Below are 26,491 nucleotides of genomic sequence, written 5' to 3'. Positions count from 1 at the left end.
TCGTTACGCCGCTTCGGCCGCCAGCTTTTTAGCCTTTTCGACCGCTTCGTCGATACCGCCGACCATGTAGAAAGCGTTTTCGGGCAGATGGTCATATTCGCCATCGACCACGGCTTTGAACGACTTCACCGTGTCTTCGATCTGGACGAACTTGCCGCTGATGCCGGTGAAGACTTCGGCGACGTGGAACGGCTGCGACAGGAACTTCTGGATCTTGCGCGCGCGGGCGACGGTCAGCTTGTCCTCTTCCGACAGCTCGTCCATGCCCAGAATGGCGATGATGTCCTGCAGCGACTTATACTTCTGCAGGATCGACTGGACCGCGCGGGCGGTGTCATAATGTTCCTGACCCACGGTGCGCGGCTCCAGCACGCGGCTGGTGGAGTCCAGCGGATCGACCGCCGGATAGATGCCCAGCTCCGAAATCGCACGGTTAAGAACGGTCGTCGCATCAAGATGCGCGAAGGAGGTCGCGGGCGCCGGATCGGTGAGATCGTCCGCGGGGACGTACACGGCCTGGACCGAGGTGATCGACCCCTTGTTGGTCGACGTGATGCGCTCCTGCAACTGGCCCATGTCTGTCGACAGGGTCGGCTGATAGCCCACGGCCGAAGGAATCCGGCCGAGCAGCGCGGACACTTCCGCGCCTGCCTGGGTGAAGCGGAAGATGTTGTCGACAAAGAACAACACGTCCTGATTTTCGACGTCGCGGAAATATTCGGCGATGGTCAGGCCGGACAGGGCGACGCGCGCACGGGCGCCCGGCGGCTCGTTCATCTGGCCATAGACCAGCGCGACCTTGGAGCCTTCGCTGATCGCATTGCCATCGGCATCCTTGGCGATGACGCCTGCGTCCAGGAACTCGTGATAGAGATCGTTACCCTCACGGGTACGCTCGCCGACGCCCGCAAAGACCGAGGTGCCGCCATGGCCCTTGGCGATATTGTTGATCAGTTCCTGGATGAGCACCGTCTTGCCGACGCCGGCGCCGCCGAACAGGCCGATCTTGCCACCCTTGGCGTAGGGGGCGAGCAGGTCGATGACCTTGATGCCGGTGACCAGGATCGAGCTTTCGGTCGACTGATCGACGAACAGCGGGGCTTCGGCGTGAATGGGCGAGCGCATGTCGGTCAGCACCGGGCCGCGCTCGTCGATCGGCTCACCGATGACGTTCAGGATGCGGCCGAGCGTGGCGGGGCCGACGGGGACGCTGATCTGCGCGCCGGTGTCGGTCACTTCCTGGCCGCGGGTCAGACCCTCGGTCGAGTCCATCGCGATCGTGCGGACAGTGTTCTCACCCAGATGCTGGGCGACTTCCAGCACCAGGCGCTGGCCGTTATTGCTGGTTTCCAGCGCCGACAGGATCGACGGGAGCGCATCGGGGAAGGTCACGTCGACGACAGCGCCGATGACCTGCGAGATGCGGCCTACATTGTTGGTAGTTGCCATGACTGCTTCCTTGCGTGCGGGGTCTTAGAGGGCTTCAGCGCCCGAAATGATTTCAACGAGTTCGGTGGTGATCGCGGCCTGGCGGCTGCGGTTATACTGGATCGTCAGCTTGCTGATGAGGTCGCCGGCGTTGCGCGTGGCATTGTCCATCGCGGTCATCGATGCGCCCTGTTCGGATGCGTTGTTTTCCAGCAGCGCCTTGAACAGCTGGATCGCAATGTTGCGTGGCAACAGATCGTCCAGGATCGCTTCCTCGCTCGGTTCATATTCCACCGTGGCGGGGATGGCGTTGCGGTCGGCGTCGGCCGGGATTTTGACCGGGATGATCTGCTGCTCGGTCGGAATCTGCGCCAGCGCCGACTTGAAGCGCGAATAGAAGAGGTGCGCGACGTCGAACTTGCCGTCGAGGAACATCTTGCTGAGGTCCTGCGCGATCGACTGCGCCTGATCATAGCCGGGCTGCTTGGCGCCCGTGGTGTCGAACTGAGCGACGATCTTGCCCGGATAGGCGCGGTTGATGACCGGACGACCCTTGCGGCCGATCAGGTAGAATTGCACCTTCTTCCCGTCCAGCTCCAGCGCGCGCGCCTTGGCCAGCGCCGCCTTGACGATGTTGGCGTTGAATGCCCCCGCCAAACCACGGTCTGAGTTGGCGACGACCAGCAGATGCACTTCCTCCTTGCCGGTGCCGGCCAGCAGCGGGGACGCGCCTTCGCCGGTGCCGCCCGCAATCTTCGACGCCAGGCTGGCGACGACCGCTTCCAGACGGCTGCTATACGGGCGCGCGGCCTCGGCCGCGGCCTGCGCCTTGCGCAGTTTCGCGGCGGCGACCATCTGCTTCGCCTTGGTGATCTTCTGGGTCGATTTGACCGACCCGATACGGATCTTCAGTTCCTTGAGACTAGCCATCGTCCACTACCGTCCGATTGTTTCACCTGTCACTGGGCGCGCTCCGCGTTCCAGTTGAACAGGAAATTGCGATGTTCGGCCCATGTCTGCCCCTCCACATGACCGCCTGCCAGGCAGGCGGCACTGTGATAGGGACCGGCCCCGTCGGTCGTACGAAAGCTGACACACGTCCTGCCGCGCGCCGTCTTCCACCGTCCGGCCTGGATGTCGCTGTCGTAAAAGCTGCCTGCGACCGTTCCGTCCGCCTTCAGCGTCAGGATCATGGTCTTGGTATAGCTCTTGTCGCCTTCCGGTGACAGGTCGACAATCCATTGGCCGTTCAAAGCGCCGCCTGCCGCCACGACCTCTTGTGCCGCGACAGGCGCGGCGGCAAGGGTCATGAGCAGCAGGGCGGCGCCTGCGATCATGCGAACGTCTTGCCGAAGCTGTCGAGCGCGGCCTTGAGCTTGCTCTTGGCGTCGTCGCCCAAATCCTTGCTGTCGCGGATCAGGGTCAGCACGTCGGCATGGTCGTGGCGCAGATAGGCGAGCATCAGCTCCTCATAGCGCGTCACGTCCTTGACCGCGACGCTGTCCAGATAGCCGTTGGTGCCAGCGAAGATCGACGCGGTCTGCTCTTCGAACGGCAGGGGCGAGAACTGGCCCTGCTTGAGGAGCTCGGTCAGGCGCGCACCGCGGTTCAGCAGCTTCTGGGTCGAGGCGTCGAGGTCCGACCCGAACTGAGCGAAGGCCGCCATTTCGCGATACTGGGCCAGCTCCAGCTTGATCGAGCCGGACACCTTCTTCATCGCCTTGGTCTGCGCGGCGGAGCCGACGCGCGACACCGAGAGGCCCACGTTAATGGCCGGGCGGATGCCCTGGTAGAAGAGGTTGGTTTCCAGGAAGATCTGGCCGTCGGTGATCGAAATCACGTTGGTCGGGATGTACGCGGACACGTCGCCCGCCTGCGTTTCGATGATCGGCAGCGCGGTCAGCGAGCCGGAGCCGTTTTCCTTGTTCATCTTGGCCGCGCGCTCCAGCAGGCGGCTGTGCAGATAGAAGACGTCGCCCGGATAGGCTTCGCGGCCCGGAGGACGACGCAGCAGCAGCGACATCTGGCGATAGGCCACGGCCTGCTTGGACAGATCGTCATAGACGATGACGGCGTGCATCCCGTTGTCGCGGAAATATTCGCCCATGGTCACGCCGGTATAGGGGGCGAGATACTGGAGCGGGGCGGGTTCCGAAGCGGTCGCGGCGACGACGATCGAATATTCCATCGCGCCATTTTCTTCGAGCTGCTTGACGATCTGCGCGACGGTCGAGCGCTTCTGGCCGATCGCGACATAGATGCAGTAGAGCTTCTTGCTCTCGTCATCGCCCGCGTTGGCGGCCTTCTGGTTGATGAAGGTGTCGATCGCGACGGCGGTCTTGCCGGTCTGGCGATCGCCGATGATCAGTTCGCGCTGGCCACGGCCGACGGGGACGAGGGTGTCGATCGCCTTCAGGCCGGTCTGCACCGGTTCATGGACCGAGGTGCGCGGGATGATGCCGGGCGCCTTGCGCTCGACGCGCATACGCTGGTCGGAAACGATCGGACCCTTGCCGTCGATCGGGTTGCCCAGGCCGTCCACGACGCGACCCAGCAGGCCCTTGCCCACGGGCACGTCGACGATGGTGCCGGTACGCTTGACGGTGTCGCCTTCCTTGATCGCGCTGTCGGACCCGAAGATCACGACGCCGACATTGTCGGCTTCCAGGTTCAGCGCCATGCCCTGCACGCCATTGGCGAATTCGACCATTTCGCCCGCCTGGACGTTGTCGAGGCCATGGACGCGGGCGATGCCGTCACCCACGGTCAGCACGGAACCGACTTCGCTGACCTGCGCTTCGGTGCCGAAATTGGCGATCTGGTCCTTGATGACCTTCGAAATTTCTGCGGCGTTGATATCCATGACTTAGCCTTTCATCGCCTGGGCGAGCGTATTCAAACGTGTGCGGATGGAGCTGTCGATCATCTGGCTGCCGATCTTGACGACCAGCCCGCCCAGGATCGCGGGATCGATCTTTGCGTCGAGCATGACGTCGCGGCCGACGCGCGCCTTGAGGCTCTTGGTAAGGGCGCCGATCTGGGTCTTGGTGAGGGGGTGAGCGCTCGTCACTTCGGCGCGGACCTCGCCCTTGTGACTCGACAGCAGCGTTTCATAGGCGCGGATGACCGCGGGCAACTGCGCGAGGCGACGGTTATCGGCAAGGACGCCGAGAAATTTCGTCGTCAGCGAATCTGTGCCCATGGAGGATGCGACGGCGGCGATCGTCTTGCCACTTGCATCCCGGCTGAGCACGGGGCTGTTGATCAGACCCTTGAAATCGGGGGACTGGGCGATAGCCGCCTTCAACCCGGCCAGGCTGTCCGCCACCGTGTCGAGCGCGTTTGCGTCGCGGGCCAGATCGAACAGCGCCACCGCGTAGCGGCCGCTGAGGCTAGCCTGAATGCCGCTGTTAATCTCCACGCGCTTGCCGTCCTCCGTAATTGCGGGTCATGCAAAAAGAGGGCGCGGTCTGATCCCGTCCCGTGCCCCTGTTGCCCGGCCGGTTAGCAGCGGGATTATGACTATGCAAGTCATGTGACGTGATTCCAGCAATAGTGCGAAATCACACCTATTTGCCTGAGTATTTCCACCGCGACGAATCGGTTATTCGGCAGGATCGACCGGGGCAAGCCGTCCCTTCTGGCAATGATAGACGATCCGTTCGTTGGGCTGGGCTGGAAGCAACGCTGTCACGTCGCTCTGGAGCGCGGCGATCTGGGCAAGCCGATCGGAGTCGGCGCCGCAGCCCTTGATCGGCGCCTTGCCGGTTTCGTCTTTCGCCAGCGCGCGGACCTTGTCCATCGTATCCAGGTCGGGCAGCCAGCGCTGCACCCGCAACGTGCCTGTCTCCGGGTCGAACTGGCTGGTGCTCACATAATTGGCCTCATCGGGCACGCTCGCGCGCTGCCACAGCGTGCCGGACGCGACATATTGGGTGTCGCCGTTGACGCAGCCGCCTTCGGCCCAGTTGAGGCCGACGTCATTGGGCTGCGATATGGTCAGCCGACTGCGCGCCAGGTCGATCTTGCAGATATTGTCGCCGGTCCAGGCGAAGGCGCTGTTGCCGACGATGGACGTGTCGGTGGGCTTCTTCACCCGCTCGTCGATGCTGGCAAAGCTGGGCTTGAGGAAGAAGAGGCCCAGCGCCGCGAACAGCAGCACGCCGCCGCCCGCCAGGAACCAGGTCGACTGTTTTTCCTTGCCCTGCGTGTAGAACAGCCCGCCCGCGCCCAGGCCCAGTACGGCGAGGGCCAGCAGCACGGCCGCGCCCGCCATCGCATTTTCGCGCGCGGTGATGATATCGCGTTCCGCGGCGTCGCGCGCGCGGGTCAGCGCCTGTTCGCGCGCATCGGCGCTGGCGCGGCTCTTCTGTTCGGTGGCTTGCGATTCGCGCTGGGTGATGCTGGCTTCCGCCGCGTCGGCCTCCGCCATGGATCGGCAGGGGACGACGGTGTGGAGCGAGGCAACGCCAGCTTGGCGCAGGAAGGAGGCGATTTCGCGCCAGGATACGGCGAAGCCGAATTCCGCGTCATTGCCGTCCGACACTGACCCGAAGCTGTTGACGCCCAGCACCCGGCCGCAATCGTCGGCCAGCGGCCCGCCGCTGTTCCCGGCCGCGAGCGGCGCGGTGTGGAGCAGCGTGTCGAAACTTTGGCTCGCGCGGCCCGACGAGATATTGCCGTTGGTTTTCACCGTAGCCATCGGTTCGACCATTTGTTTCAGGCCCAGCCCCTGCGCCCGATCGACCGTGCCGGGATAGCCGATCGCGGTGACATGCTGCCCGTCGGTCACCGCGCCGGCATAGAAGGTCGATACCGGCAGGCGGCCTTCTTCCAACTGGATAAGGGCCAGGTCGTTACCCGGCGAATAGGCGATGATTCGCCCGCCATAGGTCTTGCGCCCTTCGGACGGGATCACGCCGATGACGAGATTCTTCTCCTCGCGCGCCAGTTCGACGACATGGGCGTTGGTCAGTATCTTGTCCGGGGCGACCGCAAAGCCACTGCCATGGCCGACGAAATAGGCGTCCGACCCATCCGTCGCGACCAGCGCCACGCGTACGACGCCACGCGCGGCAGCGGCGATGTCCTGCTGTTCGGCATGAAGCGAGGCTGGCGCAAGCAGCGCGAGCGCGCAGGCGAAGGCAGGGGTGAAGCGGCGGAGCAGGGCGACCATAGATGCGCGCATACATATTGGAAGGCGGGCGCGGCGCAATCGGGAAATGCGCCCCATGTCCCTGGCGGCGTTTTGACAGCAAGGCGCGGGAAGCATGGCCAAGGACGCGCCGCTATCCCATAGGGATGAACCAGATGACTCGCCTCAAACCCGATGCTGTGGCCATGCCGGACCACGACGCCTGCTGGGCGGCTTTCCTGGCGCGCGACCGGGCGATGGATGGCCGCTTCGTCGGCTGCGTCGCGACGACCGGCATCTATTGCAAGCCCAGTTGCGCCGCGCGGCACCCGAAGCGGGGGAATATGACCTTCCTGCCCGATCCGGCGGCCGCGAGGGCGGCGGGCTATCGCGCCTGCCTGCGCTGCCATCCCGACGCGGTCGGGCGTGACCGACTGGCCGTGGCGGCCGCGATCGCGTTCATTGAGGCGGCGGAGGATACGCCCCAATTGGACGCGATCGCGGCCCATGCCGGTTATGCACCGCATCATTTCCACCGCCTGTTCAAGCGCGAGACGGGAATGACCCCGGCCGCCTATGCCCGCGGCGTGCGGGCGGGGCGGCTCAAGGCGGCGCTGGCGCAGCCGGGCAGCGTGACCGCGGCTATCTATGACGCGGGCTATAATGCGCCCAGCCGCGCCTATGCCGATGCGCAGCAGCATCTGGGCATGACGCCCAGCGCCTGGAAGGATGGCGGCCGCGGCGCGGCGATTCGCTGGCGTGTGGTGAACAGCAGCCTGGGACCGATGCTGGTGGCGGCGACGGACAAGGGGTTGTGCCGGATCAGCTTTGGCGAGGGGGAGGCAGAGTTGCGCGCCCGCTTCCCGCACGCCGCGCTGTTGCCCGCGGACGACGCGCTCGACGCGATGGCGCAGCGTGTGGCGGCGCTGGTCGATGATCCTGCGGCCGACACTGACCTGCCGATCGACGTGCGCGGCACCGCCTTCCAGCAGGCGGTCTGGGCGGCATTGCGCGCCATCCCGCCGGGCGAGACGCGCAGCTATGGCGAGATCGCGGCGGCGATCGGCCGCCCCGGCGCGGTGCGCGCGGCGGGCACGGCGTGCGGCGGCAATAGCCTGGCCGTCCTCATCCCCTGCCACCGCGTCGTGCGGGGCGATGGCGGCCTGGGCGGCTATGCCTGGGGCGTCGAAAAGAAGCGGGCGCTGCTGGCGCAGGAAAAGGGCAAGTAGCGGATTAAATTCGTCTTTTCATTTTCGTCGCGCTCCCCCAACTTGGCCATGGTCTTTGGGGATATAGACGGATGATACGATTCTGGGTGAAAGCGCTGGTCGGCTTGGCGCTGGCGCTGGGCGGCATGGGAACGGCGCAGGCGGCGTGGTGGCAGGCGCAGACCCGGCATTTCACGGTCTATAGCGAAGGCAATGACGAGAAACTGCGCGGCTTTGCCGAGCGACTGGAGAAGTTCGACTTCCTGCTGCGGCGATTGACCGGCGTGGCCACTCCCGAAGCAGGCAGCCCGGTCAAGGTCTATCTGCTGTCCAGCGAAGCCAAGGTGAAGGCGTTGGCGCGCAATCCCAATATCGCGGGCTATTATACGACATCGGAACGCACGGCCTATGCGTTTCTGTCGCGCGGCGGCAAGGACGGCAAGTTCGACATGGGCGCGGAAGAAGTTCTCTTCCACGAATATACCCATCATTTCATGCTGCACCATTTTCCGGCCGCCTATCCGACATGGTATGTCGAGGGGTTCGCGGAGTTCTTCTCGGTCGTGAAATTCCCGAAGGACGGCTCAATCCAGTTCGCCCATGTCCCCATGGCGCGAGTGCCGGGGCTGGTGCTGGGCCAACCCTATCCGCTCAAGCAACTGTTCGCACGGGATACCGAAGGGCTGAGCCTGCGGGACGGCGATCGCTACTACGGCACGGCTTGGCTGCTGACCCATTATTATTTTCAGCAGAAAAATGCGCGAACCACAGAAATGACCCGATATTTGCGGGATCTGGCGGCTGGTGTGCCGGACATCCAGCCGGACCGCTATTTCGACGGCGGACTGGACGCGCTCGAAAAGGATCTGAAGGCCTACATGCGCCATCGGCTCAATATTTCGGTGCTGACGCCCAAGGAGATGGTGATCGGTGAGATCGCCATCAGCCCGGTCGATCCGGCGCAGGGGGCGCTGATGGAGGATCAGCTATGGCTTATTCACCGCCCGCCTGCCGAGGAACTGCCAGGGATTGCCGGGACCATCCGCACCAAAGCGGCGCAATATCCAGCCAGCGCCTATGTCCAGGCTCTGCTCGCTGAAGCCGAATGGGCTGTCGAGCAAAAGGAGGCTGCGCTGGCCGCCGCCGACCGGGCCATCGCGATCGATCCCAAATCGGCGCGTGCCTATGCGGTACGGGCGAACGTGCTGCTGGAACGGGCGCAGGACAGCGACGCGGACAGCGACTGGAAAGCCGCGCTCACATCCATCGTGCGCGCCAATCGCGCCGATACCGAAGACCCGGTGCCGCTGGCGCTTTTCTATCGCTATCATGCGATGCGCGGCGGCAAGATGCCGGACCTGGGCTATGATGGTCTGTACAAGGCGTTCACCCTGTTGCCGCAAAATCCCAATTATCGGTTCAACATGGCGCAGGCGATGGCGTTTCGCGGCGAATATCAGGCGGCGTCGATCCTGCTCGATCCGATCGCCTTTTCACCCCATGGGTCGGGGATGCGCGACGCGGCGTTGAAGATGAAGGCGCAATATGAGGCGCAGGCAGGGAAGAACGGCGCTATTAAGCCCGCCGCTGGGGCTGGAAGTCCTGCACCCGCTTCATGACGGCGGCCCGCGCTACATCGGTCATGCTGCGCCAGTGGACGATCTCCGCGATCGTCCGGCCGCAACCCCTGCAGGTCGCGCGTTCGCGGTCGAGCGCGCATAGATTACGGCACGGCGTCTCCATCACATGAAGCTGTAGGGATCGACGTCGACCGCCACGCGTGTTCCCGATTTCCACGCCAGATTGCCCAGCCATTCGCGGATCGCCGCCTGAATATCGACCTGCCGCGTCGCATGGATCAGCAACCGATGGCGATGCCGCCCGCGCAGGACGGACAGCGGCGCAGGCGCAGGGCCATAGACGCGCATCCCTTCGATCACCGGCGCCGATTTGCCGATCAGCCGCGCGGTCTGCGCCGCTTCGTCGGCATCCTCGCTGGAAATGATGATCGCGGCGAAGCGGCCGAAGGGCGGGGCGTTGGCGCGCCGCCTGTTCTCGGTCTCGACCGCATAGAAGCGTTCGGTATCGCCCTCGATCAGCGATTCGATCACCTCGCTGGTCGGCATCCGCGTCTGGATGAACACCTTGCCCGGCTTCTCGCCGCGCCCGGCGCGTCCGGCGACCTGCACGATCTGCTGGAAGGTGCGCTCGGCCGCGCGCAGGTCGCCGCCCTCCAGCCCCAGGTCCGCGTCGATCACGCCGACCAGCGTCAGGTTGGGGAAGTGATAGCCCTTGGTGACGAGTTGCGTGCCGACGATGATGTCGATGTCGCCCGCCTCCACCGACTTCACGAAATCGGCGACGCGGGCGGGGGATGACAGCGTGTCGGACGTGGCGATGGCGGTGCGGGCCTGCGGCCACAGCGCCTTTACCTCGTCCGCGATCCGCTCGACGCCGGGGCCGCACGCAACCAGGCTGTCCTCTTCCTTGCAATCGGGGCAGCGGCGCGGGGCCGGGATGACATGGCCGCAATGATGGCAGGCCAGCCGATGGGTCAGCCGATGCTCGACCATCCACGCGGTGCAATTGGGGCATTGGAAGCGATAGCCGCAATGGCGGCACAGCGTCAGCGGCGCATAGCCGCGCCGGTTGAGGAACAGCAGGCTCTGCTCGCCCTTCTCCATCACCGCGTCGATCGCCTTGACCAAAGGCGGCGCGATCCAGCGGCCGCGTTCGGGCGGGTCGGTCAGCAGGTTGATGCCTTCGATGCTCGGCATTTCCGCCCCGCCATAGCGCGAGGGCAGCTTGATCTCCGCATAGCGACCCAGCTCCACCTGATGCCGCGTCTCGATCGCGGGGGTGGCGGACGCCAATATGACCGGAAATTTTTCTATGAGGCCGCGCATCACCGCCACGTCGCGGGCATGATAATGGACGCCATCCTCCTGCTTGAAACTCGCCTCATGCGCCTCGTCCACGACGATCAGGCCCAGATTGGGATAGGGCAGGAACAAAGCCGACCGCGCGCCCACCACCACTTGCGCCTGGCCTGTCGCGATCGCCCGCCAGGCCCGCCGCCGCTCGGTCTGGCGCAGGCCGCTGTGCCAGTTGACCGGCACAGTCCCGAACCGCTTCTCGAACCGCTCAAGAAACGGCTCGGTCAGCGCGATTTCGGGCAGCAGCACCAGCACCTGTCGGTCCGCCCGGATCGCCGCCGCGATCGCCTCGAAATAGACTTCCGTCTTGCCCGATCCGGTGACGCCGTCGAGCAGGAAGGGCGCGAAATCATGCGCGCGCACTGCGTCCGCCATGACGGTCGCAGCGCTGGTCTGGGCTTCCGACAGGACAGGTTGGGCATGACCGGGATCGGGCATGGGGAAGGGCGTGTCGACGCTCACCTCGACCGGCTCGAAGATATCCTGCTTGATGAGGCCGCGGATCACGGCGTCGCTGACCCCGCCGATCATCGCCAGTTCGCGGATCAGCCCCTGCCGCTCGCCGATCCGTTCCAACGCTTGGGCGCGCTGCTCGGTCATCCGTTCGGGCACGGCCCCGGTCGCCCGATATTCGATGACGGTGCGCGTCCCCTCCAGCGCGGACATGGATGACAGCGCCATGCGCAACACAGCGGCGGGCGGGCTGAGATAATAATCCGCCGTCCATTCGATCAGCCGCCGCAGTGGTTCGGGCAGCGGCGGCGCGTCCACCACCTCCATTAGATTGCGCAGCCGATTGTCGCCGACCGTCTCCACATCGGGGAAGCTGTCCTCTTCCCACACCACGCCGATCAACTGGCGCGGCCCCAGCGGCGCGACGACGATGCTGCCGGGCGTGACCGCCATGCCATGCGGCACGCGATAATCGAGCGGGCCAAGGGCAGCGTTGAGGATGAGGACGCGGGCGCGGGACATTGCGCCCATGTAGGACAGGCACGCCCCAAGACGCTATAGCGCCACGCAACGAATCACTTTTTTGCGCAAAGGGCCGCCCTGTGAAATTCTTCGTCGACACCGCCGACACCGCCGACATCCGCGATCTGGCCGCCACTGGCCTGTTGGACGGCGTGACCACCAACCCCTCGCTGATCCACAAGTCGGGCCGCAAATTCCTCGAAGTGGTCGAAGAAATCTGCGGCATCGTCGATGGCCCCGTGTCCGCCGAAGTCGTTGCGCTCGACCATGAGACGATGATGAAGGAAGCCGCCGTGTTGCGGAAGATCGCGGACAATGTCTGCATCAAGGTGCCGTTGACCATCGACGGGCTCAAGACCTGCAAGGCGCTGACCGACGACGGCGCGCTGGTCAATGTGACGCTGTGCTTTTCGGCTAATCAGGCGTTGCTCGCTGCAAAGGCCGGCGCCAGCTTCATCTCGCCCTTCGTCGGCCGGCATGACGATAATGGCTTCGATGGCATGGCGCTGATCCAGGATATCCGCCTGATCTACGACAACTACGGCTTCGACACCGAAATCCTGGTCGCCAGCGTGCGCCACCCCATCCATGTGCTGGAAGCGGCCCGCATCGGCGCGGACGTGATGACCGCGCCGCCCGCCGTCATCAAGATGCTGTCCAAGCATGTGCTGACCGACAAGGGCCTCGAAGGTTTCGCCGCCGATTGGGCCAAGACCGGCCAGACGATCCTCTGACTTTTCAGCCGGGCGCAGCAATCTGCGTCCGGCCTTTCCGTTGACTTTGGTGACCCCGGCTGGATTCGAACCAGCGACCATTCGCTTAGAAGGCGAATGCTCTATCCAACTGAGCTACGGGGCCATGCGCGTGTCGCGATAGCGGGCGTCAAGCCAGCTTGCAATCATCTGACCACGCGATATGCAGATGCGCATGAGCGATGGGGTAGTGCACAAGGTCGATGCAGGGGCGCTGGGTGCGCGGCCGCTGCGCTATTATGATTTCTTCATGGCGGCCTTCGTCGCCATCCTGCTGCTGTCCAACCTGATCGGTGCGGCCAAGCTGTCCACGCTGGGCGGCTTCACCTTCGGCGCCGGCATCCTCTTCTTTCCCCTGGGCTATGTGATCGGCGACGTGCTGACGGAGGTCTATGGCTATGCCCGTGCCCGCCGCTGCGTCTGGGCCGGGTTCGCCGCGATGCTGTTCATGGCCCTGATGAGCTGGGTCGTTGTCGCGCTGCCGCCCGCGGATGGCTGGCCCGACCAGAAAGCCTATGAGGCGGTGTTCGGCAGCACATGGCGGATCGTCTTCGCCTCGCTCGTGGCCTTCTGGGCAGGCGAACTGGCCAACAGCTTCGTGCTTGCCCGCATGAAAATACTGACGCAGGGTCGGCATTTGTGGATGCGCACCATCGGCTCCACCGTGATCGGCCAGGGCGTGGACAGCCTGCTCTTCTATCCGCTGGCCTTCTGGGGCGACTGGAGCAATGCGCAGGTGCTGACGGTGATGGTGACCAACTGGGCAATGAAGGTCGGCTGGGAAGCGGTGCTGACGCCGGTCACCTATATGGTGGTCAACGGTCTCAAGCGCCGCGAAGGGCTGGACGTCTATGACAGCGGTACCGACTTCACGCCGTTCCGCACCCGCCTCTGACACCCGGCGGATTGGTTCGCAGCGTAAGCCTCCGTTTACCATTTCCCGTGCACTAAGGGGGGTATGAGCAGGCAGTCGCACCAACACTTCACTGGAACAGCGTTACGCAAACCTTTTCCTTTGTCGGAGCCGCCTCCTTCCGCTGCGGCCGAGGACGTCGCCGCCGCGCTCGCGCTGGCGCAGCGCCGGTTCGAGGCGACCTTTCTGCATGCGCCGGTCGGCATCGCGCATGTCGGGCTGGACGGTCGCTTCCTGCTGGTGAATCCGCGCTTCTGCGAAATCAGCGGCTATGACACGGAAACGCTGATCCGCACCGGATTCCAGCAGATCACCCATCCAGACGATCTGCACGCGGACGAGGCACTGCTGGCGCGGCTCAACGCGGGCGAATTGCCGCGTTATGCCATGGAAAAACGCTATATCCGTCCCGATGGGGCGATCATCTGGATCAACCTGACCGTTGCGATGGTGCGCGACGATGATGACCGGCCCGAACTCTATGTGGCAGTGATCGAGGATCTTTCCGACCTGCGCCAAGCCAGCTTCGAAGCGGTGCATGATCCGCTGACCGGCCTGCTCAACCGTCGTGGTTTCGCCTGCCGGGCCAAGGACGTACTGGCCCATGCGGCTCATGCCCGGCTCTGCGTCAGCCTGCTGTTCCTTGATCTTGATGGCTTCAAACAGTTGAACGACGGGCAGGGCCATGCCGCGGGCGACGCCTGCCTGGTCGATATCGCCCAATTGCTCAAGGCGCAGGCGGACGCAGGCGATGTCGTCGCGCGGATTGGGGGTGACGAATTTCTCGTTCTGTTGGCGGATCGGGACGCGCCAGCGGTCCAGGTCTTTGGCGAGGATGCGCGGCTGGCGATCGCCGCCTATGGCATGGGCATCAGCGGCAGCTTCGGTCTCGTCACCGCAGACACGCCCGATCCGGCCGATCTCGACCGGCTGATCGCCTGCGCCGACGATGTGATGCGCGCGGCCAAGCGCGCGGGCAAGAATCAGGTCCGCGCCGCCGCCCTCATGTGACGGTCGGATCGGGATAGTCCGCCCGCACGAAATACAGCCCGTCCGGCGGGGCGTTGAGGCCCAGCGCCGCCCGATCCCTAGCCGCCAGCGCCGCGCGTAGATCGTTCGCGGTCCATCGCCCCATGCCGACCATCGCCAGGCACCCGACCATCGACCGCACCTGATGATGAAGGAAGGAGCGGGCCGCCGCATGGATCGCGATGCGGTCGCCGTCGCGTGTCACATCCAGCCGGTCGAGCGACTTGACCGGGCTTTGCGCCTGGCAATGGGCGGATCGGAAGGTGGTGAAATCGTGCCGCCCGACCAGTATCTGCGCCGCGTCCTGCATTGCCGGCACGTCGAGCGGCTGAATCACCCACCACGCCAGTCCCCGTTCGAAGGTCAGCGGCGCGCGGCGGTTGGCGATGCGATAGATATAGGACCGCCCGATACAGGAAAAACGCGCATGCCAATCGTCCACGGCTGGCTCGCACGCCAGGATGGAGACGGGGGCGGGCCGCATGCGGGCGTTAATCGCCCCCATAAGTCGAAAGGGCGCGATGGTCTTGTCGATATCGGCATGGGCGCGCATGGCCAGGCCGTGGACGCCAGCATCGGTGCGCCCGGCGGCATGGATCGCGACGCGCTCGCCGGTCACGGCGAAGATCGCATCCTCGATTGTTTGCTGCACGCTGGGGCCATGGGCCTGGCGCTGCCAGCCCATGAAGGGGCGGCCGTCGAATTCCACGGTGAAGGCGAAACGGGTCATGTCCGGGCTGCGTTCCGCCTATCCATCCACCCGGCTCCCCTGCGGCATGGCATAGCCGCGCAGCAAATCCTCCGGCGTCATCGCGCCCTTCCCCGCGCGCTGGATTTGTGTGACGCGGATGGCCCCGTGGCCACAGCCGATCAGCAGTGCGTCGTCCAGCAATGCGCCCGGCGCGCCGTCCTCATGTTCGACATGCGCCGCCAGAATGCGGAACCGTTCGCCGCCATATTCGAAGAAGGCGCCGGGGAACGGATTGAAGGCCCGCACCTGGCGCTCGACCTGGATCGCCGGGCGGGTAAAGTCGATCCGTGCCTCCGCCTTGTCGATCTTGGCCGCATAGGTGACACCCTCGTTAGGCTGCGCCAAGGCCGGGTGCAGCGAGACGTCGTCCAGCACCTCGACCATCAGGTCTGCGCCCGCCTGCGCCAGTTCGACGGTCAGCTGGCCAGCGGTCTTATATTCGATCGGGGTGATGTATTTGGCGCGCATCGGCCCGGTGTCCAGGCCCGCTTCCATATCCATGATGGTGACGCCGGTGACATTGTCGCCCGACAGGATCGCCCGCTGGATCGGCGCCGCGCCGCGCCAGCGTGGCAGCAGCGATGCGTGGATGTTCATGCAGCCGTGGCGCGGCGCGCCCAGCACTGCGCGCGGCAGGATCAACCCATAAGCGGCGACCACCGCGACATCGGCGTCGAGCGCGGCGAAGGCGGCCTGTACGTCGCTATCTTTCAGCGATACGGGCGTGCGGACTTCTATCCCCATCTCTTCGGCCCGAACATGGACCGGGGAAGGGCGCAAACCCTTGCCACGACCGGCCGGGCGGGGCGGCTGGCTGTAGACCGCGACGATGTCATGACCCGCTTTCGCCAGCGCGTCGAGCGCCGGAACGGCGAAATCGGGGGTGCCCATATAGATGATACGCATAGTGAACGCTCAAACCTCTTGTCTCGCCCGGTTGCAACCCCTTATCTCACGATATGGCTTCACCTGAAATCGAAACGCTGACCCAGGCGCTGTCCCGCCTGCCCGGCCTTGGCCCCCGTTCGGCCCGGCGCGCGGTGCTGCATCTGCTGAAAAAGCGGGAGGGCGCGCTGGAGCCGCTGCTGCGCGCGCTGGAGGCGGTGAACGAGCGGCTGGTCACCTGCCATATTTGCGGCAATGTCGACACGGTCGATCCCTGCGGCATCTGCGCCGATCCGCGCCGCGACGCGCGTGCGCTGTGCGTGGTGGAGGATGTCGCGGACCTGTGGGCGCTCGACAAGTCGCGTCTCTTTCCCGGTCGCTTCCATGTGCTGGGCGGTCGGCTGTCGGCATTGGAGGGGGTGCGGCCGGAGGATCTCACGATCGACGCGCTGGTCGCGCGGCTGGAGCCGGGCGGCGTGGACGAAGTGGTGCTGGCGATGAACGCCACGCTGGAGGGGCAGACGACCGCCCATTATCTGGCCGAACGGCTGGAGCGATTTCCCATCCGTCTTACGCAGCTCGCCCATGGCGTGCCGGTCGGCGGGGAACTGGATTATCTGGACGAAGGCACGCTGGCCCAGGCGCTGCGGGCGCGGCGGCCGGTGGGTTAGCGGCTTTGGATGCGGGGCGGTGGCTTGAAATATCGCGCCGTTCCATCTATGTTCGAACCATGGCAATCCTACCGATCCTCGAGGCGCCCGACCCGCGCCTGCGCACCATTTCGACCCCTGTGGATGCGATCGATGACGATCTGCAGCGGCTGATCGACGATATGTTCGAAACGATGTACGACGCGCCGGGCATTGGCCTGGCCGCGATCCAGGTCGGCGTGCCCAAACGGGTGTTGGTAATGGACCTGCAGGAACCCGAATCGGATGAAGAAGACGCCAAGCCGGTCAAGAAGCCGATGGTCTTCATCAATCCGCAGATTTTGAAGGGCTCGGAGGAATTGTCGGTCTATCAGGAAGGCTGCCTGTCCGTCCCCGACCAATATGCCGAGGTGGAGCGCCCGGCGGTGATCCGCGCCAGTTGGATGGATAGGGATGGCCGCATCCATGAAGAACAGCTCGAAGGTCTGCTCGCCACCTGCCTCCAGCATGAGATGGATCATCTGGAAGGCGTGTTGTTCATCGACCATCTGTCGCGCCTGAAGCGCGATATGCTGCTCAAGAAACTGAACAAGGCCCGCCGCGCGGCCTGAGCGGATTTATCGGCATATATAAAAAACGCCCCAAGTCACCTTGGGGCGTTTTTATGAGATGTCATAGGGCGATGGTTCAGCCTATTCCGTCGGTGTCCAGCGCATAGCCGGCGGACCGCACCGTGCGGATGATGTCCTGATACTGGCCGTCGCCATTGATCGCCTTGCGCAGGCGGCGGATATGGACGTCCACCGTGCGCAATTCGATGTCGCTATCCTGGCCCCAGACGCTGTCGAGCAGCCGCTCGCGCGAGAAGACCCAGCCGGGATGCTCCAGGAAATGCTTGAGCAGGCGGAACTCGGTGGGGCCGAGTGGGATCACCTGGCCGCTGCGGCGGACCTTGTGGCCGACCGTGTCCATCTCCACGTCGGAAAAGGTCAGCGTTTCGCCGGCGAGCGCCGGGCGCACGCGGCGCAGCACCGCGCCGACCCGCGCCACCAGTTCGCGCGGGGAGAAGGGCTTGGTCACATAATCGTCCGCGCCGGTTTCCAGGCCGCGGACCCGATCCTCTTCCTCACCGCGCGCGGTGAGCATGATGATTGGAATGTTGGCGGTGCCGTTCATGCGGCGCAGGCGGCGGCACACTTCGATGCCAGACAGGCTTTCGACCATCCAGTCGAGCAGCACGATGTCGGGGACATTTTCCTGCGCCATCAGCAGCGCTTCTTCGCCGTCGACCGTGTGGGCGACGTCGAAATCCTCGCGCTTGAAATGCCAGATGAGGAGTTCGGCCAGCGCGGCGTCGTCCTCGACCAGCAGCATTTTCGCTCGTGCCATGGTCTAGTCCTCCGGCTGCATGTCGGCGCCGCGCTCGCGCTCCGGCAGGGTCTGGCCAGTGGCCGCATAATAGACCATTTCCGCGACATTGGTCGCATGGTCGCCGATCCGCTCGATATTCTTGGCGATGAACAGCAGATGCGCGCACTCGCTGATCGTCTTGGGATTTTCCACCATGAAGGTGACGAGCGTGCGGAACACGCTGTTATAGAAATCGTCAACCACCGTGTCGCGCTCGACCACCGCCAGCGCCAGGTCGGCATCGCGGGCGGCAAAAGCGTTGAGCGCATCATGCACCATCTCGCCTGCGACCTGGCCCATCGAAGGCAGCAGGGAAATGGGTTCGAGGATGCGGGTGTTCGTGGCGATCAGCGGCACGCGCTTGGCGATATTCTTGGCATAGTCGCCGATGCGCTCGACCACGCTCACGATTTTCAATGCCGCGATCACGTCGCGCAGGTCGTTCGCCATCGGCGCGCGGAGCGCAATCACCTGGATCACCAGCTTCTCGACTTCCGCCTCGATTGCGTCGATCCGCTTGTCGCCCTCGACCACTTGCGCGGCGAGCACTTTGTCCTGCCGTTGCAGGGCCAGCATCGCATTTTCGATCGCCGCTTCCGCGCGCCCGCCCATCTCGGCGATCAGCCCGCGCAGCCGGTCGATTTCCTCGTCAAATGCCTTGATCGTATGTTCAGCCATGATGTCTCTCCCCCGGATCAGCCGTAGCGACCGGTGATATAATCCTTGGTCCGCTCCTGGCGGGGATTGGTGAAGATGTCGCTCGTCACCCCATATTCGACCAAGTCGCCCAGGTGGAAAAAGGCGGTCCGCTGCGACACGCGCGCGGCCTGCTGCATGTTGTGCGTGACGATGACGATCGCGTAACGGCCGCGCAGTTCGTGGATCAACTCCTCGATCTTGGCGGTCGCTATGGGATCGAGCGCTGAACAAGGCTCGTCCATCAGGATCACTTCGGGTTCGACCGCGATCGCGCGGCCGATGCACAGCCGTTGCTGCTGGCCGCCCGACAGGGCGGTGCCGCTTTCGGTCAGCCGGTCCTTCACCTCGTCCCACAGGCCCGCGCGGCGCAGCGACTTTTCGACGATGACGTCCATGTCCGCCTTGCCCGCGGCCAAGCCGTGGATGCGCGGGCCATAAGCGATATTTTCGTAGATCGACTTGGGGAAAGGGTTGGGCTTTTGGAACACCATGCCCACCCGCGCGCGCAACTGCACCACGTCCATCGACGCAGCGTAGATATTCTCGCCGTCCAGCGTGATCTCACCCTCTACCCGCGCCGATGCCACGGTGTCGTTCATGCGGTTGAGTGTCCGCAGGAAGGTGGATTTGCCGCAGCCCGACGGGCCGATGAAGGCGGTGACATGGTCCATGCCGACATCGATCGACACGCCCTTGATCGCCTGCTTGTCGCCATAGAAAACCTTGACGTCGCGGGCGGACATCTTGGGATTTTCAATGGCCAGCTTGGTTTGTTCTTCTGTCATGGGTGTCATTACCACCGTGTTTCAAACTTGTTGCGCAGGTAGATGGCGAGGCCGTTCATCGCGAGCAGAAAGGCCAGCAGAACGATGATCGCGGCGGAGGTCTTTTCGACGAAACCCTTGGAGACTTCATCGGACCAGAGGAAGATCTGCACCGGCAGCACGGTTGCAGGGTCAGTGATGCCGCCCGGCGGTGTCGCGATGAAGGCGCGCATGCCGATCATCAGCAGCGGCGCGGTTTCGCCCAGGGCGCGGGCCATGCCGATGATCGTGCCGGTCAGGATGCCGGGCAGGGCAAGCGGCAACACGTGCTGGAACACGACCTGCACGGGACTTGCCCCGATGCCGAGCGCCGCGTCGCGGATGCTGGGCGGCACCGATTTGATCGCGTTGCGGCCGGCAATGACGATGACTGGCATCGTCATCAGCGCCAGCGTCATGCCGCCGACCAACGCAGCGGATCGCGGCAGATGGGCAAGGTTCAGGAAGATCGACAGGCCCAGCAGGCCGAAGATGATCGAAGGCACCGCCGCCAGATTGTTGATCGACACCTCGATAATGTCGGTCCACCAGCTTTTGCGGGCATATTCCTCCAGATAGAGCGCCGTGGCGACGCCGATCGGGAAGCTGAGCAGCAGTGTCACGATCATCGTCAGCAGCGACCCCTTGAACGCGCCCCAGATGCCGACCTGGGTCGGGTCGGTGCCGTCGCTGGCCGACAGGAAGCTCCAGTTAAAGCCGGTCGACAAGACGCCCTGCTGCTTCAGCCGCGTGACGGCAGCCTCCATTTCAGGTGAACCCTGGCTCTTGGCGGCCAGGTCCAGCCCGGTCGAGGCGGGCACGCTGATCGTCTCGGTCCGGCTCAATATCTTGGGATCAGCCTTGATCGCGTCGCGAATGCTGATCCAGGCGGTCGGCGACAGTAGCGCGTCGGCGTCGGCACCCAGCAGCTTTTTGGCGACCGTATCCGTTACCATCGGCAGATTGGCCTGGTTCAGCGATTCGTCCGTGATCGCGGCGGGATCGAGCAGCAGCGGCGAGGCCGGGAAGTCGATCTTCAGCGCGATTTCGGTGCGGGTGAAACCCCGCAGGCCGTTGCCCATCATGGTGAAAAGCAGGAAGGCCAGGAAAGAGGCGGACAGGACGACCGCGAACAGGCCCGCGAACTTGAAGCGGCGCTCGGCTGCGTAACGCCCCGCGATCCGCTTCTGCATGACATCCGACTTCCAGTCGGTGGGGGTGCGTGTCGCACTCATTCGTAAGCCTCGCGATATTTCTTCACGACCCGCAGGGCCACGATGTTGAGCAACAGGGTGACGATGAACAGCACCAGGCCCAGCGCGAAGGCGGCCAGCGTCTTGGCGCTGTCGAATTCCTGGTCGCCGGTCAGCAACTGGACGATCTGGGTCGTCACCGTCGTCACGCTGGCGAAGGGATTGAGCGTCATGTTGGCGGCCAGGCCCGCAGCCATGACCACGATCATGGTTTCCCCGATGGCGCGACTGACGGCCAGCAATACGCCGCCTACGACGCCGGGCAGCGCAGCGGGGATCAGCACCTTGCGGATCGTCTCGCTGGTCGTTGCGCCCATCGCCAGGCTGCCGTCGCGCATCGATTGCGGCACGGCCGCGATGCTGTCGTCGGCCATGGAGGAGACGAAGGGAATAATCATCACGCCCATGACCAGGCCCGCGGCCAGCGCGCTTTCGGAACTGGCGCCATGGATGCCGATCGCGACGGCGAAGTCGCGGAGGGCCGGGGCGATGGTCAGCGCGGCGAAATAGCCATAGACCACCGTCGGCACGCCCGCGAGCATCTCCAGCGTCGGCTTCATCCACTTGCGGACCGTGGGACTGGCATATTGGGTCAGGTAGATGGCGCTCATCAGGCCCAGCGGGATGGCGACGATCATCGCGATGATCGCACCGATGAAGATGGTGCCCCAGAAGAGCGGCACCGCGCCAAAGGCATCTTCATTGCCATAGCCCATGGCGGCCGACTGCGGGCTCCATTTGGTGCCGAACAGAAAGTCTATGGGATTGACCATCGAGAAGAAGCGGAAACTTTCCCACAGCAGCGAGGCGACGATGCCCAATGTCGTGACGATCGCGATCAGCGACGCGATCAGCAGCGACACCATTACCAGCCGTTCGACCCGCGTGCGCGCCCGGAAATCGGGGCGGACACGGGTGAAGGCATAGGCGCCGCCGGCAAAAGCGAGCACCAGCGCCAGCACCCCGCCGGCCACGCCATATTTGTTGAGGGCGGCACGATAGGGTTCGACCAGGCCTTGCGACAGCGGGTTGAACGCGCCCGCCTGATCGCCGCTGGCGATCGCCCGCGCTTCGCCCAGGATGGCGGAGCGGGAGAAGCCATCCAGCGGCAGGCTTTGGGCCGCCGGATCGGCGAGCACGCTTTGCGTGACGAGGCCCGGTGCGACATTAGCCCAGACCGCCAGGAAGATGGCGGCCGGGATCAGCGTCCACAGCGCGACATACCAGCCATGATAGCCGGGCAGCGAATGGACGGCGTCGCGCCGCCCCGTCGCCCGCGCTACGGTCTGGAGTCGCAGGGCGCGGGCGCGGGCGCTGACCCAGGCGATCGCGCCCAGGCCCGCCAGCAGCAGGAGGATGGCTGGTCCGGTCATGATGCCCTTACTTCAGCTGCGAACCGTCAAGGACGGTCAGCGCCTTGACGATCTCGGCGCTTTTCTTGCGCACGTCTTCGGGCGCTGCGACCATGCCGCGCTTGGTCAGCGGACCATCGGGGTTCCAGTTGGCGGTAAAGGCGTTCAGGAAGCCCTGAAGCCCAGGAATGGCCGTCATATGCGCTTTCTTGACATAGATGTAGAGCGGGCGTGCGCCGGGATATTGGCCGGTCGACACGGTCTCATAGGTCGCCTCTACGCCGTTGATCGGCACATCCTTCAGGCTGTCCTTATTTTCCTCCAGGAAGCTGAAGCCGAACACGCCGACCGCATTGGGATTCGCGCCCAGCTTCTGCACGATCAGATTGTCGTTCTCGCCCGAATCGACATATTTGCCGTCTTCGCGAACGCGCGTGCAGGTCGCCTTATATTCGTCCTCATTCTTTTCCTTGAGCGCCTTCATCGCCTCGTCCGACTGGCAGCCCTTTTCCAGGATCAGTTCGGCGAGCGAGTCGCGCGTGCCGCTGGTGGACGGCGGGCCGAAGACGGAGATGGCGATCGCGGGCAGGCTGGGGTCCACATCCTTCCACGTCTGGGCCTTGTTCGGCCCCTTGCCATAGGGATTAGCGGCCAGCGCCTCATAGACGATCTTGGGGGTGAGTTTCAGGCCCGGACCCTGCTTCGATTCGGCAAAGGCCAGGCCGTCGACGCCGACCTGAACCTCTATAATGTCCTTGACGCCATTGGCGACGCACTGGTCGAATTCGGCCTTCTTCATCCGGCGCGACGCGTCGGCGATGTCGGGATGCTGGGCGCCCACGCCGGCGCAGAACAGCTTCATGCCGCCGCCGGTACCGGTCGATTCGATGATCGGCGACTTCATGCCGGCATTGCTCTGCACGAACAGTTCGGCGACTGCGGTGGCGAAGGGATAGACAGTGGAGGAGCCGACCGCGCGGATCTGGTCGCGGGTCTGGCCTGCGCCGCCGCCGGACTGGTCGCCGCAGGCGGCAAGGCTGAGAACGCTCACGGTCGTCGCGGCGAGCAAGGCGAATGTCTTCACGGGAACCTCCAAACAACAGAGCCGCGATTCGCTTGTCGCCGCCCCCCTGGGAAGCGCCCTAGTCGCGGACCATCGCGCCTTTGTGACAGTCAGGTTTCATTTTCATGACATGGTCCCTGAAAGCGCCGAAGGCCGCCTTTTCTCGTCGCTTTTATTTGGTGCCTCTTCCATCGGCGGGGGTAACAGCACGGTGATGGTGGTGCCCTTGCCCAAAGTGCTGGCAATATCGAAGCGCCCGCGATGCCGCTCGACGATATGCTTGACGATGGCGAGGCCCAGGCCTGTGCCGCCCATCGCCCGGCTGCGCCCCGAATCGACGCGATAAAATCGCTCGGTCAGGCGGGGCAGGTGATCGGGGCCGATCCCTTCGCCTTCGTCGGCTACGGTCAGGCGCGTCATGCTGCTTGGCCCCTCATTCAGCGTCACGCGTATCGGCGTGCCGGGGCGACCATATTTGACCGCATTGCCGATCAGATTGTGCAGCAGCTGCGACAGTTGCGCCCGATCGCCCTGGACGCTGGGCAGTTGCGGCGCGATCTCCATTTCGACCTCGCGGCCACGGTCGCCATGGCTGGATCGGAACACGCCGACGACTTCGGCCGCCAGTTCGGACAGATCGACCAGCGTGTCGGGCGCGCGATATTTCTCCGCCTCGATCCGACTCAATGAGATGAGATCGTCGATCAGCCGCTGCATCCGCCGCGCCTCGCCGTCCATGATCTTCAGGAAGCGCTGGCGGGTTTCATCGTCCTTGCCCAGTTCGGGGTCGGCCAGCGTCTCGATGAAGCCCAATATGCCGGCCAGCGGCGTACGCAGTTCATGGCTGGCATTGGCGACGAAATCGACGCGCATCCGTTCGGCCGCGTGGGTGCCGCTATGATCGACCAGATGGACCAGGCGGCGCATGTCAGCGACCTGGCCGACTGGCGCAATGCGCATCTGCCAGCGCTGATCGCGGCTGCCCAGGCCGACCAGTTCGACCATGACCGGCTCGGCGAGCGGCGCGGTGCTGGCCAGCCGCTCGGCCGCGGCGGGGTGGCGGATCGCGATGCGCGCATCCTCATCCTCGATATGCGTGCCCAGCAGGCGTTGCGCGGCGCGATTCGCGCGCACGATGCGACTGCGCTCGACCAGCATCAGGGGATCGGAAATCCCCTCCAGCAGGCTGGCGAAATCGGGATGGGCGATGAGGTCGGGCGCATCTAGCGGGGCGGGTGCGGACTGCCGCGTCGCCACGCCCTCGGCACAGATGAGCAGGACGAGCAAGCCGCCCAGGATCGGCAGCGCGATGGCGATGGGCGACGCGCCCAGCAATAATGCGCCCCCAGCGCCAAGCAACAGCATGGCAAGGGAGGCGGTGATCTGCGAAGTTGTCAGTCGATTCATGGTTACCGCGCTGGATTTGTCGCGCAATTGCTGCGATGGCTTATTGCAATAGCGTGCAATCTTTACGCTTTGGCAAGCGTGACGAGCGGATCATGACGATATGAGCGACCCGAAGTCCGAACAAGATAGCCCCGAAGGTGGCGATGACGCGCCATCGCTGGCCGTCCCGTCCCGTCGCCAGTTGTTGATGGGCGGCGCGGCCGCGGCGTCGGCGATCGTGTCGATCCGTCCCGCGCTGGCCAACACCGCCGCGTCGGTGCTGAACTGCACCATCCCTGTGCCCGACCAGAGCCGGGCGGGCAATTTCATCGCCCCCAACGGCCAACTCGTCCCGGCCGGCACGCCCGGCGCCTATCCCGGCACCGGCCGCAGCTTCACCGGCGAACAGGTCAAGCAGGCGCTGCGCGGCCGTCCGCTGCCCGGGACCGGCTATGAACAGAATCAGGCCTATCTCAATTATATCCGCCGGCTCCAGCGCGGAACCAGCGGCTTTACCTGCTACGCTTCGCTGCAAATGCCGCGCTGAACCGATCGTCGCACCCGTAATGGTTTGAACAGATACGGATTGCCCGCGTTGACGACGTCGAACCTGAAATGGTTCGATATTTGGCGAGGCAGCTTCCATGTTTCAGTTCGGCCGCCCTGCGGGGCGTGCTTTTTCGGTGGCCATCTATCTGTACCAGCCGGGCGATGGCGGCCTGGATCGCGTCGCCATATTGCTGGCCAATCACCTGCTCCAGCGCGGCATTCCGGTCGAATTGTGGATGGCGCGCACCGATGGTCCCGCCGCGCATCTGATCGATTCCGCGCTCACCGTCCGACGCGTGCCTGCGCCCGGCGGCATCCGACGCCTCTCGATGATCGCGCAATTTCCGGCGCTGGCCGCGATGGTCCGGCGCTATCGACCCGACATCCTCTATTCGGCAGGCAACCAGAGCAACATGCTGGTCGCGCTTGCCGCATTGGGCACCGATACGAAAGCGGTCGGCCGCATTTCCAATCCTATCGTGCGGCCCGGTCAGCGCGGCCCCGGCGCACTGGCCCGCTTGCTTCGTTTTCGCGCCATCGCGCGCCTGAGCGATCTCACCATCGTTATGGGCGAACATGACCGCGCCCTGCTGGCGCAGAGCGGCGACATCCGCCTGCTGCCTCGCCCGACGGTGACGCGCGCCATGGAACAGGCCCGCAATGGGCGGATCGCGCGCGAGCCGGGCGATCCGTGCCGGCTGTTGATGGTCGGGCGGCTGACGCCGCAAAAGGATCAGGCTACGGCGCTCGCCGCACTGGCGCGGCTGCCCCATCTCGACTGGCGGCTGACCATCGCCGGGCAAGGGCCGCTGCGCGCGGATCTGGAGCAGCAATGTCAGGCGCTGGACATTGCCGATCGCGTCGATTTTACCGGCTATGTCGGTGACCCTGACGCCCTTGCGGCGCTGATGGCAGACGCGGACCTGTTGCTCCAGCCGTCGCGATGGGAAGGGCTGTGCGCTACCCTGATCGAGGCGCTGGCCTGCGGCACGGGCGTGGTGGCGACCGATAGCACGCCCAATATCCGTGCGCTTCTGGCGGAAGCGGGGCAGCATCCGGTCGTGCGGGTGGGCGATGCGGCAGCCTTCGCCCATGCGATCGAACGTGCGCTGGCGCACCCCGCGCCGCCTGCCATGTTGGCGGCGGCGACGCGCGACCATGGCGTACAGCGCGCGCTCGATCGCTATCTGCGCGCATTCGAAGGGCTGGTGGGTGCGCCCGCGCCGCAACCCGTCCGGTCGCCAGCGCTATCCTGATGCGTTAGGCACTTCGCTACGCCTTCGCGCTACAGCGAGATGGACAGTAGTTTGGGATG

The 26,491-nt window shown here is 64.7% G+C and carries 26 protein-coding genes and 1 tRNA gene; 9 read left to right on the top strand and 18 right to left on the bottom strand.

Annotation, left to right across the window (positions count from 1 at the left end):
* Positions 1-3: 3 nt before the first annotated feature.
* From atpD to CEQ44_RS17225, 6 genes are all read right to left on the bottom strand, one after another.
* Positions 4-1,449, bottom strand: a complete 1,446-nt coding sequence (gene atpD, locus CEQ44_RS17250) for a F0F1 ATP synthase subunit beta (protein WP_088182611.1) — start codon at positions 1,447-1,449, stop codon at positions 4-6.
* A 24-nt stretch (positions 1,450-1,473) separates the two neighbouring features.
* Positions 1,474-2,358, bottom strand: a complete 885-nt coding sequence (locus CEQ44_RS17245; RefSeq protein ID WP_088182610.1) for a F0F1 ATP synthase subunit gamma — start codon at positions 2,356-2,358, stop codon at positions 1,474-1,476.
* Between the two features lie 29 nt (positions 2,359-2,387).
* On the bottom strand, positions 2,388-2,765 hold the full coding sequence (locus CEQ44_RS17240) for a hypothetical protein (RefSeq protein ID WP_176400215.1): 378 nt from the start codon (positions 2,763-2,765) through the stop codon (positions 2,388-2,390).
* Positions 2,762-4,291 carry a F0F1 ATP synthase subunit alpha gene (atpA, locus tag CEQ44_RS17235; RefSeq protein WP_088182609.1) on the bottom strand — a complete coding sequence of 510 codons (1,530 nt, stop codon included), beginning with the start codon at positions 4,289-4,291 and terminating at the stop codon, positions 2,762-2,764. Before atpA ends, CEQ44_RS17240 begins: the two co-directional genes overlap by 4 nt.
* Positions 4,292-4,294: 3 nt before the next feature.
* Positions 4,295-4,849, bottom strand: coding sequence for a F0F1 ATP synthase subunit delta (locus tag CEQ44_RS17230; protein ID WP_088182608.1), 555 nt, complete (start codon positions 4,847-4,849; stop codon positions 4,295-4,297).
* Positions 4,850-5,032: 183 nt separating this feature from the next.
* Positions 5,033-6,604: a S1C family serine protease gene (locus CEQ44_RS17225; protein ID WP_088182648.1), complete on the bottom strand. Its 1,572-nt coding sequence runs from the start codon at positions 6,602-6,604 to the stop codon at positions 5,033-5,035.
* A 125-nt stretch (positions 6,605-6,729) separates the two neighbouring features.
* Here CEQ44_RS17225 and ada point away from each other — a divergent pair, with 125 nt between their 5' ends.
* Together ada and CEQ44_RS17215 are read left to right on the top strand one after the other, a co-directional pair.
* The gene (ada, locus tag CEQ44_RS17220) at positions 6,730-7,791 is read left to right on the top strand and encodes a bifunctional DNA-binding transcriptional regulator/O6-methylguanine-DNA methyltransferase Ada (RefSeq protein ID WP_088182607.1); all 1,062 of its coding nucleotides are present in this window, start codon (positions 6,730-6,732) and stop codon (positions 7,789-7,791) included.
* A gap of 71 nt (positions 7,792-7,862) precedes the next feature.
* On the top strand, positions 7,863-9,389 hold the full coding sequence (locus CEQ44_RS17215) for a hypothetical protein (RefSeq protein WP_088182606.1): 1,527 nt from the start codon (positions 7,863-7,865) through the stop codon (positions 9,387-9,389).
* Here CEQ44_RS17215 and CEQ44_RS17210 read toward each other — a convergent pair.
* Together CEQ44_RS17210 and CEQ44_RS17205 are read right to left on the bottom strand one after the other, a co-directional pair.
* Positions 9,346-9,513, bottom strand: a complete 168-nt coding sequence (locus CEQ44_RS17210) for a DUF1289 domain-containing protein (protein WP_088182605.1) — start codon at positions 9,511-9,513, stop codon at positions 9,346-9,348. The genes CEQ44_RS17215 and CEQ44_RS17210 overlap by 44 nt on opposite strands.
* Complete coding sequence (locus CEQ44_RS17205; protein WP_088182604.1) at positions 9,513-11,681, bottom strand: primosomal protein N'; 2,169 nt, start codon at positions 11,679-11,681, stop codon at positions 9,513-9,515. The genes CEQ44_RS17210 and CEQ44_RS17205 overlap by 1 nt, the downstream gene beginning before the upstream one ends.
* Positions 11,682-11,761: 80 nt before the next feature.
* Here CEQ44_RS17205 and fsa point away from each other — a divergent pair, with 80 nt between their 5' ends.
* Positions 11,762-12,415 carry a fructose-6-phosphate aldolase gene (gene fsa, locus CEQ44_RS17200; RefSeq protein WP_088182603.1) on the top strand — a complete coding sequence of 218 codons (654 nt, stop codon included), beginning with the start codon at positions 11,762-11,764 and terminating at the stop codon, positions 12,413-12,415.
* A gap of 47 nt (positions 12,416-12,462) precedes the next feature.
* On the opposite strand, the gene CEQ44_RS17195 is transcribed toward fsa, so the two are convergent.
* A tRNA-Arg gene (locus CEQ44_RS17195) sits at positions 12,463-12,539 on the bottom strand.
* Positions 12,540-12,608: 69 nt separating this feature from the next.
* Between CEQ44_RS17195 and CEQ44_RS17190 the strand changes: the two genes are divergently transcribed.
* Together CEQ44_RS17190 and CEQ44_RS17185 are read left to right on the top strand one after the other, a co-directional pair.
* Positions 12,609-13,328, top strand: a complete 720-nt coding sequence (locus tag CEQ44_RS17190; protein ID WP_088182647.1) for a queuosine precursor transporter — start codon at positions 12,609-12,611, stop codon at positions 13,326-13,328.
* 120 nt (positions 13,329-13,448) lie between these two features.
* Positions 13,449-14,357 (top strand): sensor domain-containing diguanylate cyclase, encoded by a 909-nt coding sequence (locus CEQ44_RS17185; protein ID WP_254913761.1) that lies wholly within the window; start codon positions 13,449-13,451, stop codon positions 14,355-14,357.
* Here the strand turns inward: CEQ44_RS17185 and truA are convergent.
* Together truA and fmt are read right to left on the bottom strand one after the other, a co-directional pair.
* Positions 14,350-15,105, bottom strand: coding sequence for a tRNA pseudouridine(38-40) synthase TruA (gene truA, locus CEQ44_RS17180; protein WP_088182601.1), 756 nt, complete (start codon positions 15,103-15,105; stop codon positions 14,350-14,352). The genes CEQ44_RS17185 and truA overlap by 8 nt on opposite strands.
* A gap of 18 nt (positions 15,106-15,123) precedes the next feature.
* Positions 15,124-16,032: a methionyl-tRNA formyltransferase gene (gene fmt / locus CEQ44_RS17175; RefSeq protein WP_088182600.1), complete on the bottom strand. Its 909-nt coding sequence runs from the start codon at positions 16,030-16,032 to the stop codon at positions 15,124-15,126.
* 53 nt (positions 16,033-16,085) lie between these two features.
* Between fmt and recR the strand changes: the two genes are divergently transcribed.
* Positions 16,086-16,682, top strand: a complete 597-nt coding sequence (gene recR, locus CEQ44_RS17170; RefSeq protein ID WP_088182599.1) for a recombination mediator RecR — start codon at positions 16,086-16,088, stop codon at positions 16,680-16,682.
* Positions 16,683-16,741: 59 nt separating this feature from the next.
* The gene (def, locus tag CEQ44_RS17165; RefSeq protein ID WP_088182598.1) at positions 16,742-17,272 is read left to right on the top strand and encodes a peptide deformylase; all 531 of its coding nucleotides are present in this window, start codon (positions 16,742-16,744) and stop codon (positions 17,270-17,272) included.
* 76 nt (positions 17,273-17,348) lie between these two features.
* Here the strand turns inward: def and phoB are convergent, their stop codons facing one another.
* The 7 genes from phoB to CEQ44_RS17130 all read right to left on the bottom strand — a co-directional run bounded on the left by phoB (position 17,349) and on the right by CEQ44_RS17130 (position 24,648).
* Entirely contained in the window at positions 17,349-18,050 is a 702-nt protein-coding gene (phoB, locus tag CEQ44_RS17160; protein WP_088182597.1) for a phosphate regulon transcriptional regulator PhoB, read from the bottom strand.
* 3 nt (positions 18,051-18,053) lie between these two features.
* Positions 18,054-18,749, bottom strand: a complete 696-nt coding sequence (gene phoU / locus CEQ44_RS17155) for a phosphate signaling complex protein PhoU (RefSeq protein ID WP_088182596.1) — start codon at positions 18,747-18,749, stop codon at positions 18,054-18,056.
* Positions 18,750-18,766: 17 nt separating this feature from the next.
* On the bottom strand, positions 18,767-19,555 hold the full coding sequence (gene pstB / locus CEQ44_RS17150; RefSeq protein ID WP_088182646.1) for a phosphate ABC transporter ATP-binding protein PstB: 789 nt from the start codon (positions 19,553-19,555) through the stop codon (positions 18,767-18,769).
* Between the two features lie 8 nt (positions 19,556-19,563).
* Positions 19,564-20,808 (bottom strand): phosphate ABC transporter permease PstA, encoded by a 1,245-nt coding sequence (gene pstA / locus CEQ44_RS17145; RefSeq protein WP_088182595.1) that lies wholly within the window; start codon positions 20,806-20,808, stop codon positions 19,564-19,566.
* The gene (gene pstC / locus CEQ44_RS17140) at positions 20,805-22,199 is read right to left on the bottom strand and encodes a phosphate ABC transporter permease subunit PstC (RefSeq protein WP_088182594.1); all 1,395 of its coding nucleotides are present in this window, start codon (positions 22,197-22,199) and stop codon (positions 20,805-20,807) included. The genes pstA and pstC overlap by 4 nt, the downstream gene beginning before the upstream one ends.
* Before the next feature lie 7 nt (positions 22,200-22,206).
* Entirely contained in the window at positions 22,207-23,262 is a 1,056-nt protein-coding gene (locus CEQ44_RS17135) for a substrate-binding domain-containing protein (RefSeq protein ID WP_088182593.1), read from the bottom strand.
* A 102-nt stretch (positions 23,263-23,364) separates the two neighbouring features.
* Positions 23,365-24,648 carry an ATP-binding protein gene (locus CEQ44_RS17130; protein ID WP_088182645.1) on the bottom strand — a complete coding sequence of 428 codons (1,284 nt, stop codon included), beginning with the start codon at positions 24,646-24,648 and terminating at the stop codon, positions 23,365-23,367.
* A gap of 100 nt (positions 24,649-24,748) precedes the next feature.
* Between CEQ44_RS17130 and CEQ44_RS17125 the strand changes: the two genes are divergently transcribed.
* Both CEQ44_RS17125 and CEQ44_RS17120 read left to right on the top strand, forming a co-directional pair.
* Positions 24,749-25,174 carry a hypothetical protein gene (locus tag CEQ44_RS17125; RefSeq protein WP_088182592.1) on the top strand — a complete coding sequence of 142 codons (426 nt, stop codon included), beginning with the start codon at positions 24,749-24,751 and terminating at the stop codon, positions 25,172-25,174.
* 97 nt (positions 25,175-25,271) lie between these two features.
* Positions 25,272-26,432, top strand: coding sequence for a glycosyltransferase (locus tag CEQ44_RS17120; RefSeq protein ID WP_088182591.1), 1,161 nt, complete (start codon positions 25,272-25,274; stop codon positions 26,430-26,432).
* The last annotated feature ends 59 nt before the right edge of the window (positions 26,433-26,491 follow it).

Source organism: Sphingobium sp. Z007 (genome assembly GCF_900013425.1).
In the GTDB taxonomy this organism is placed as follows: Bacteria; Pseudomonadota; Alphaproteobacteria; order Sphingomonadales; family Sphingomonadaceae; genus Sphingobium.
This window is presented reverse-complemented; position numbering and strand designations above follow the sequence as displayed.

What these genes read in the sequence shown, in the direction of transcription:
- CEQ44_RS17240 (WP_176400215.1), bottom strand. Translation starts at nt 2,765, where the DNA reads ATGATCGCAGGCGCCGCCCTGCTGCTCATGACCCTTGCCGCCGCGCCT.
- CEQ44_RS17225 (WP_088182648.1), bottom strand. Translation starts at nt 6,604, where the DNA reads ATGGTCGCCCTGCTCCGCCGCTTCACCCCTGCCTTCGCCTGCGCGCTC.
- phoB (WP_088182597.1), bottom strand. Translation starts at nt 18,050, where the DNA reads ATGGCACGAGCGAAAATGCTGCTGGTCGAGGACGACGCCGCGCTGGCC.
- CEQ44_RS17120 (WP_088182591.1), top strand. Translation starts at nt 25,272, where the DNA reads ATGTTTCAGTTCGGCCGCCCTGCGGGGCGTGCTTTTTCGGTGGCCATC.
- atpD (WP_088182611.1), bottom strand. Translation starts at nt 1,449, where the DNA reads ATGGCAACTACCAACAATGTAGGCCGCATCTCGCAGGTCATCGGCGCT.
- CEQ44_RS17215 (WP_088182606.1), top strand. Translation starts at nt 7,863, where the DNA reads ATGATACGATTCTGGGTGAAAGCGCTGGTCGGCTTGGCGCTGGCGCTG.
- def (WP_088182598.1), top strand. Translation starts at nt 16,742, where the DNA reads ATGGCAATCCTACCGATCCTCGAGGCGCCCGACCCGCGCCTGCGCACC.
- ada (WP_088182607.1), top strand. Translation starts at nt 6,730, where the DNA reads ATGAACCAGATGACTCGCCTCAAACCCGATGCTGTGGCCATGCCGGAC.
- CEQ44_RS17130 (WP_088182645.1), bottom strand. Translation starts at nt 24,648, where the DNA reads ATGAATCGACTGACAACTTCGCAGATCACCGCCTCCCTTGCCATGCTG.
- pstB (WP_088182646.1), bottom strand. Translation starts at nt 19,555, where the DNA reads ATGACAGAAGAACAAACCAAGCTGGCCATTGAAAATCCCAAGATGTCC.
- recR (WP_088182599.1), top strand. Translation starts at nt 16,086, where the DNA reads ATGGCTTCACCTGAAATCGAAACGCTGACCCAGGCGCTGTCCCGCCTG.
- CEQ44_RS17125 (WP_088182592.1), top strand. Translation starts at nt 24,749, where the DNA reads ATGAGCGACCCGAAGTCCGAACAAGATAGCCCCGAAGGTGGCGATGAC.
- CEQ44_RS17245 (WP_088182610.1), bottom strand. Translation starts at nt 2,358, where the DNA reads ATGGCTAGTCTCAAGGAACTGAAGATCCGTATCGGGTCGGTCAAATCG.
- truA (WP_088182601.1), bottom strand. Translation starts at nt 15,105, where the DNA reads ATGACCCGTTTCGCCTTCACCGTGGAATTCGACGGCCGCCCCTTCATG.
- CEQ44_RS17210 (WP_088182605.1), bottom strand. Translation starts at nt 9,513, where the DNA reads ATGGAGACGCCGTGCCGTAATCTATGCGCGCTCGACCGCGAACGCGCG.
- pstC (WP_088182594.1), bottom strand. Translation starts at nt 22,199, where the DNA reads ATGACCGGACCAGCCATCCTCCTGCTGCTGGCGGGCCTGGGCGCGATC.
- pstA (WP_088182595.1), bottom strand. Translation starts at nt 20,808, where the DNA reads ATGAGTGCGACACGCACCCCCACCGACTGGAAGTCGGATGTCATGCAG.
- CEQ44_RS17190 (WP_088182647.1), top strand. Translation starts at nt 12,609, where the DNA reads ATGAGCGATGGGGTAGTGCACAAGGTCGATGCAGGGGCGCTGGGTGCG.
- CEQ44_RS17205 (WP_088182604.1), bottom strand. Translation starts at nt 11,681, where the DNA reads ATGTCCCGCGCCCGCGTCCTCATCCTCAACGCTGCCCTTGGCCCGCTC.
- phoU (WP_088182596.1), bottom strand. Translation starts at nt 18,749, where the DNA reads ATGGCTGAACATACGATCAAGGCATTTGACGAGGAAATCGACCGGCTG.
- fmt (WP_088182600.1), bottom strand. Translation starts at nt 16,032, where the DNA reads ATGCGTATCATCTATATGGGCACCCCCGATTTCGCCGTTCCGGCGCTC.
- atpA (WP_088182609.1), bottom strand. Translation starts at nt 4,291, where the DNA reads ATGGATATCAACGCCGCAGAAATTTCGAAGGTCATCAAGGACCAGATC.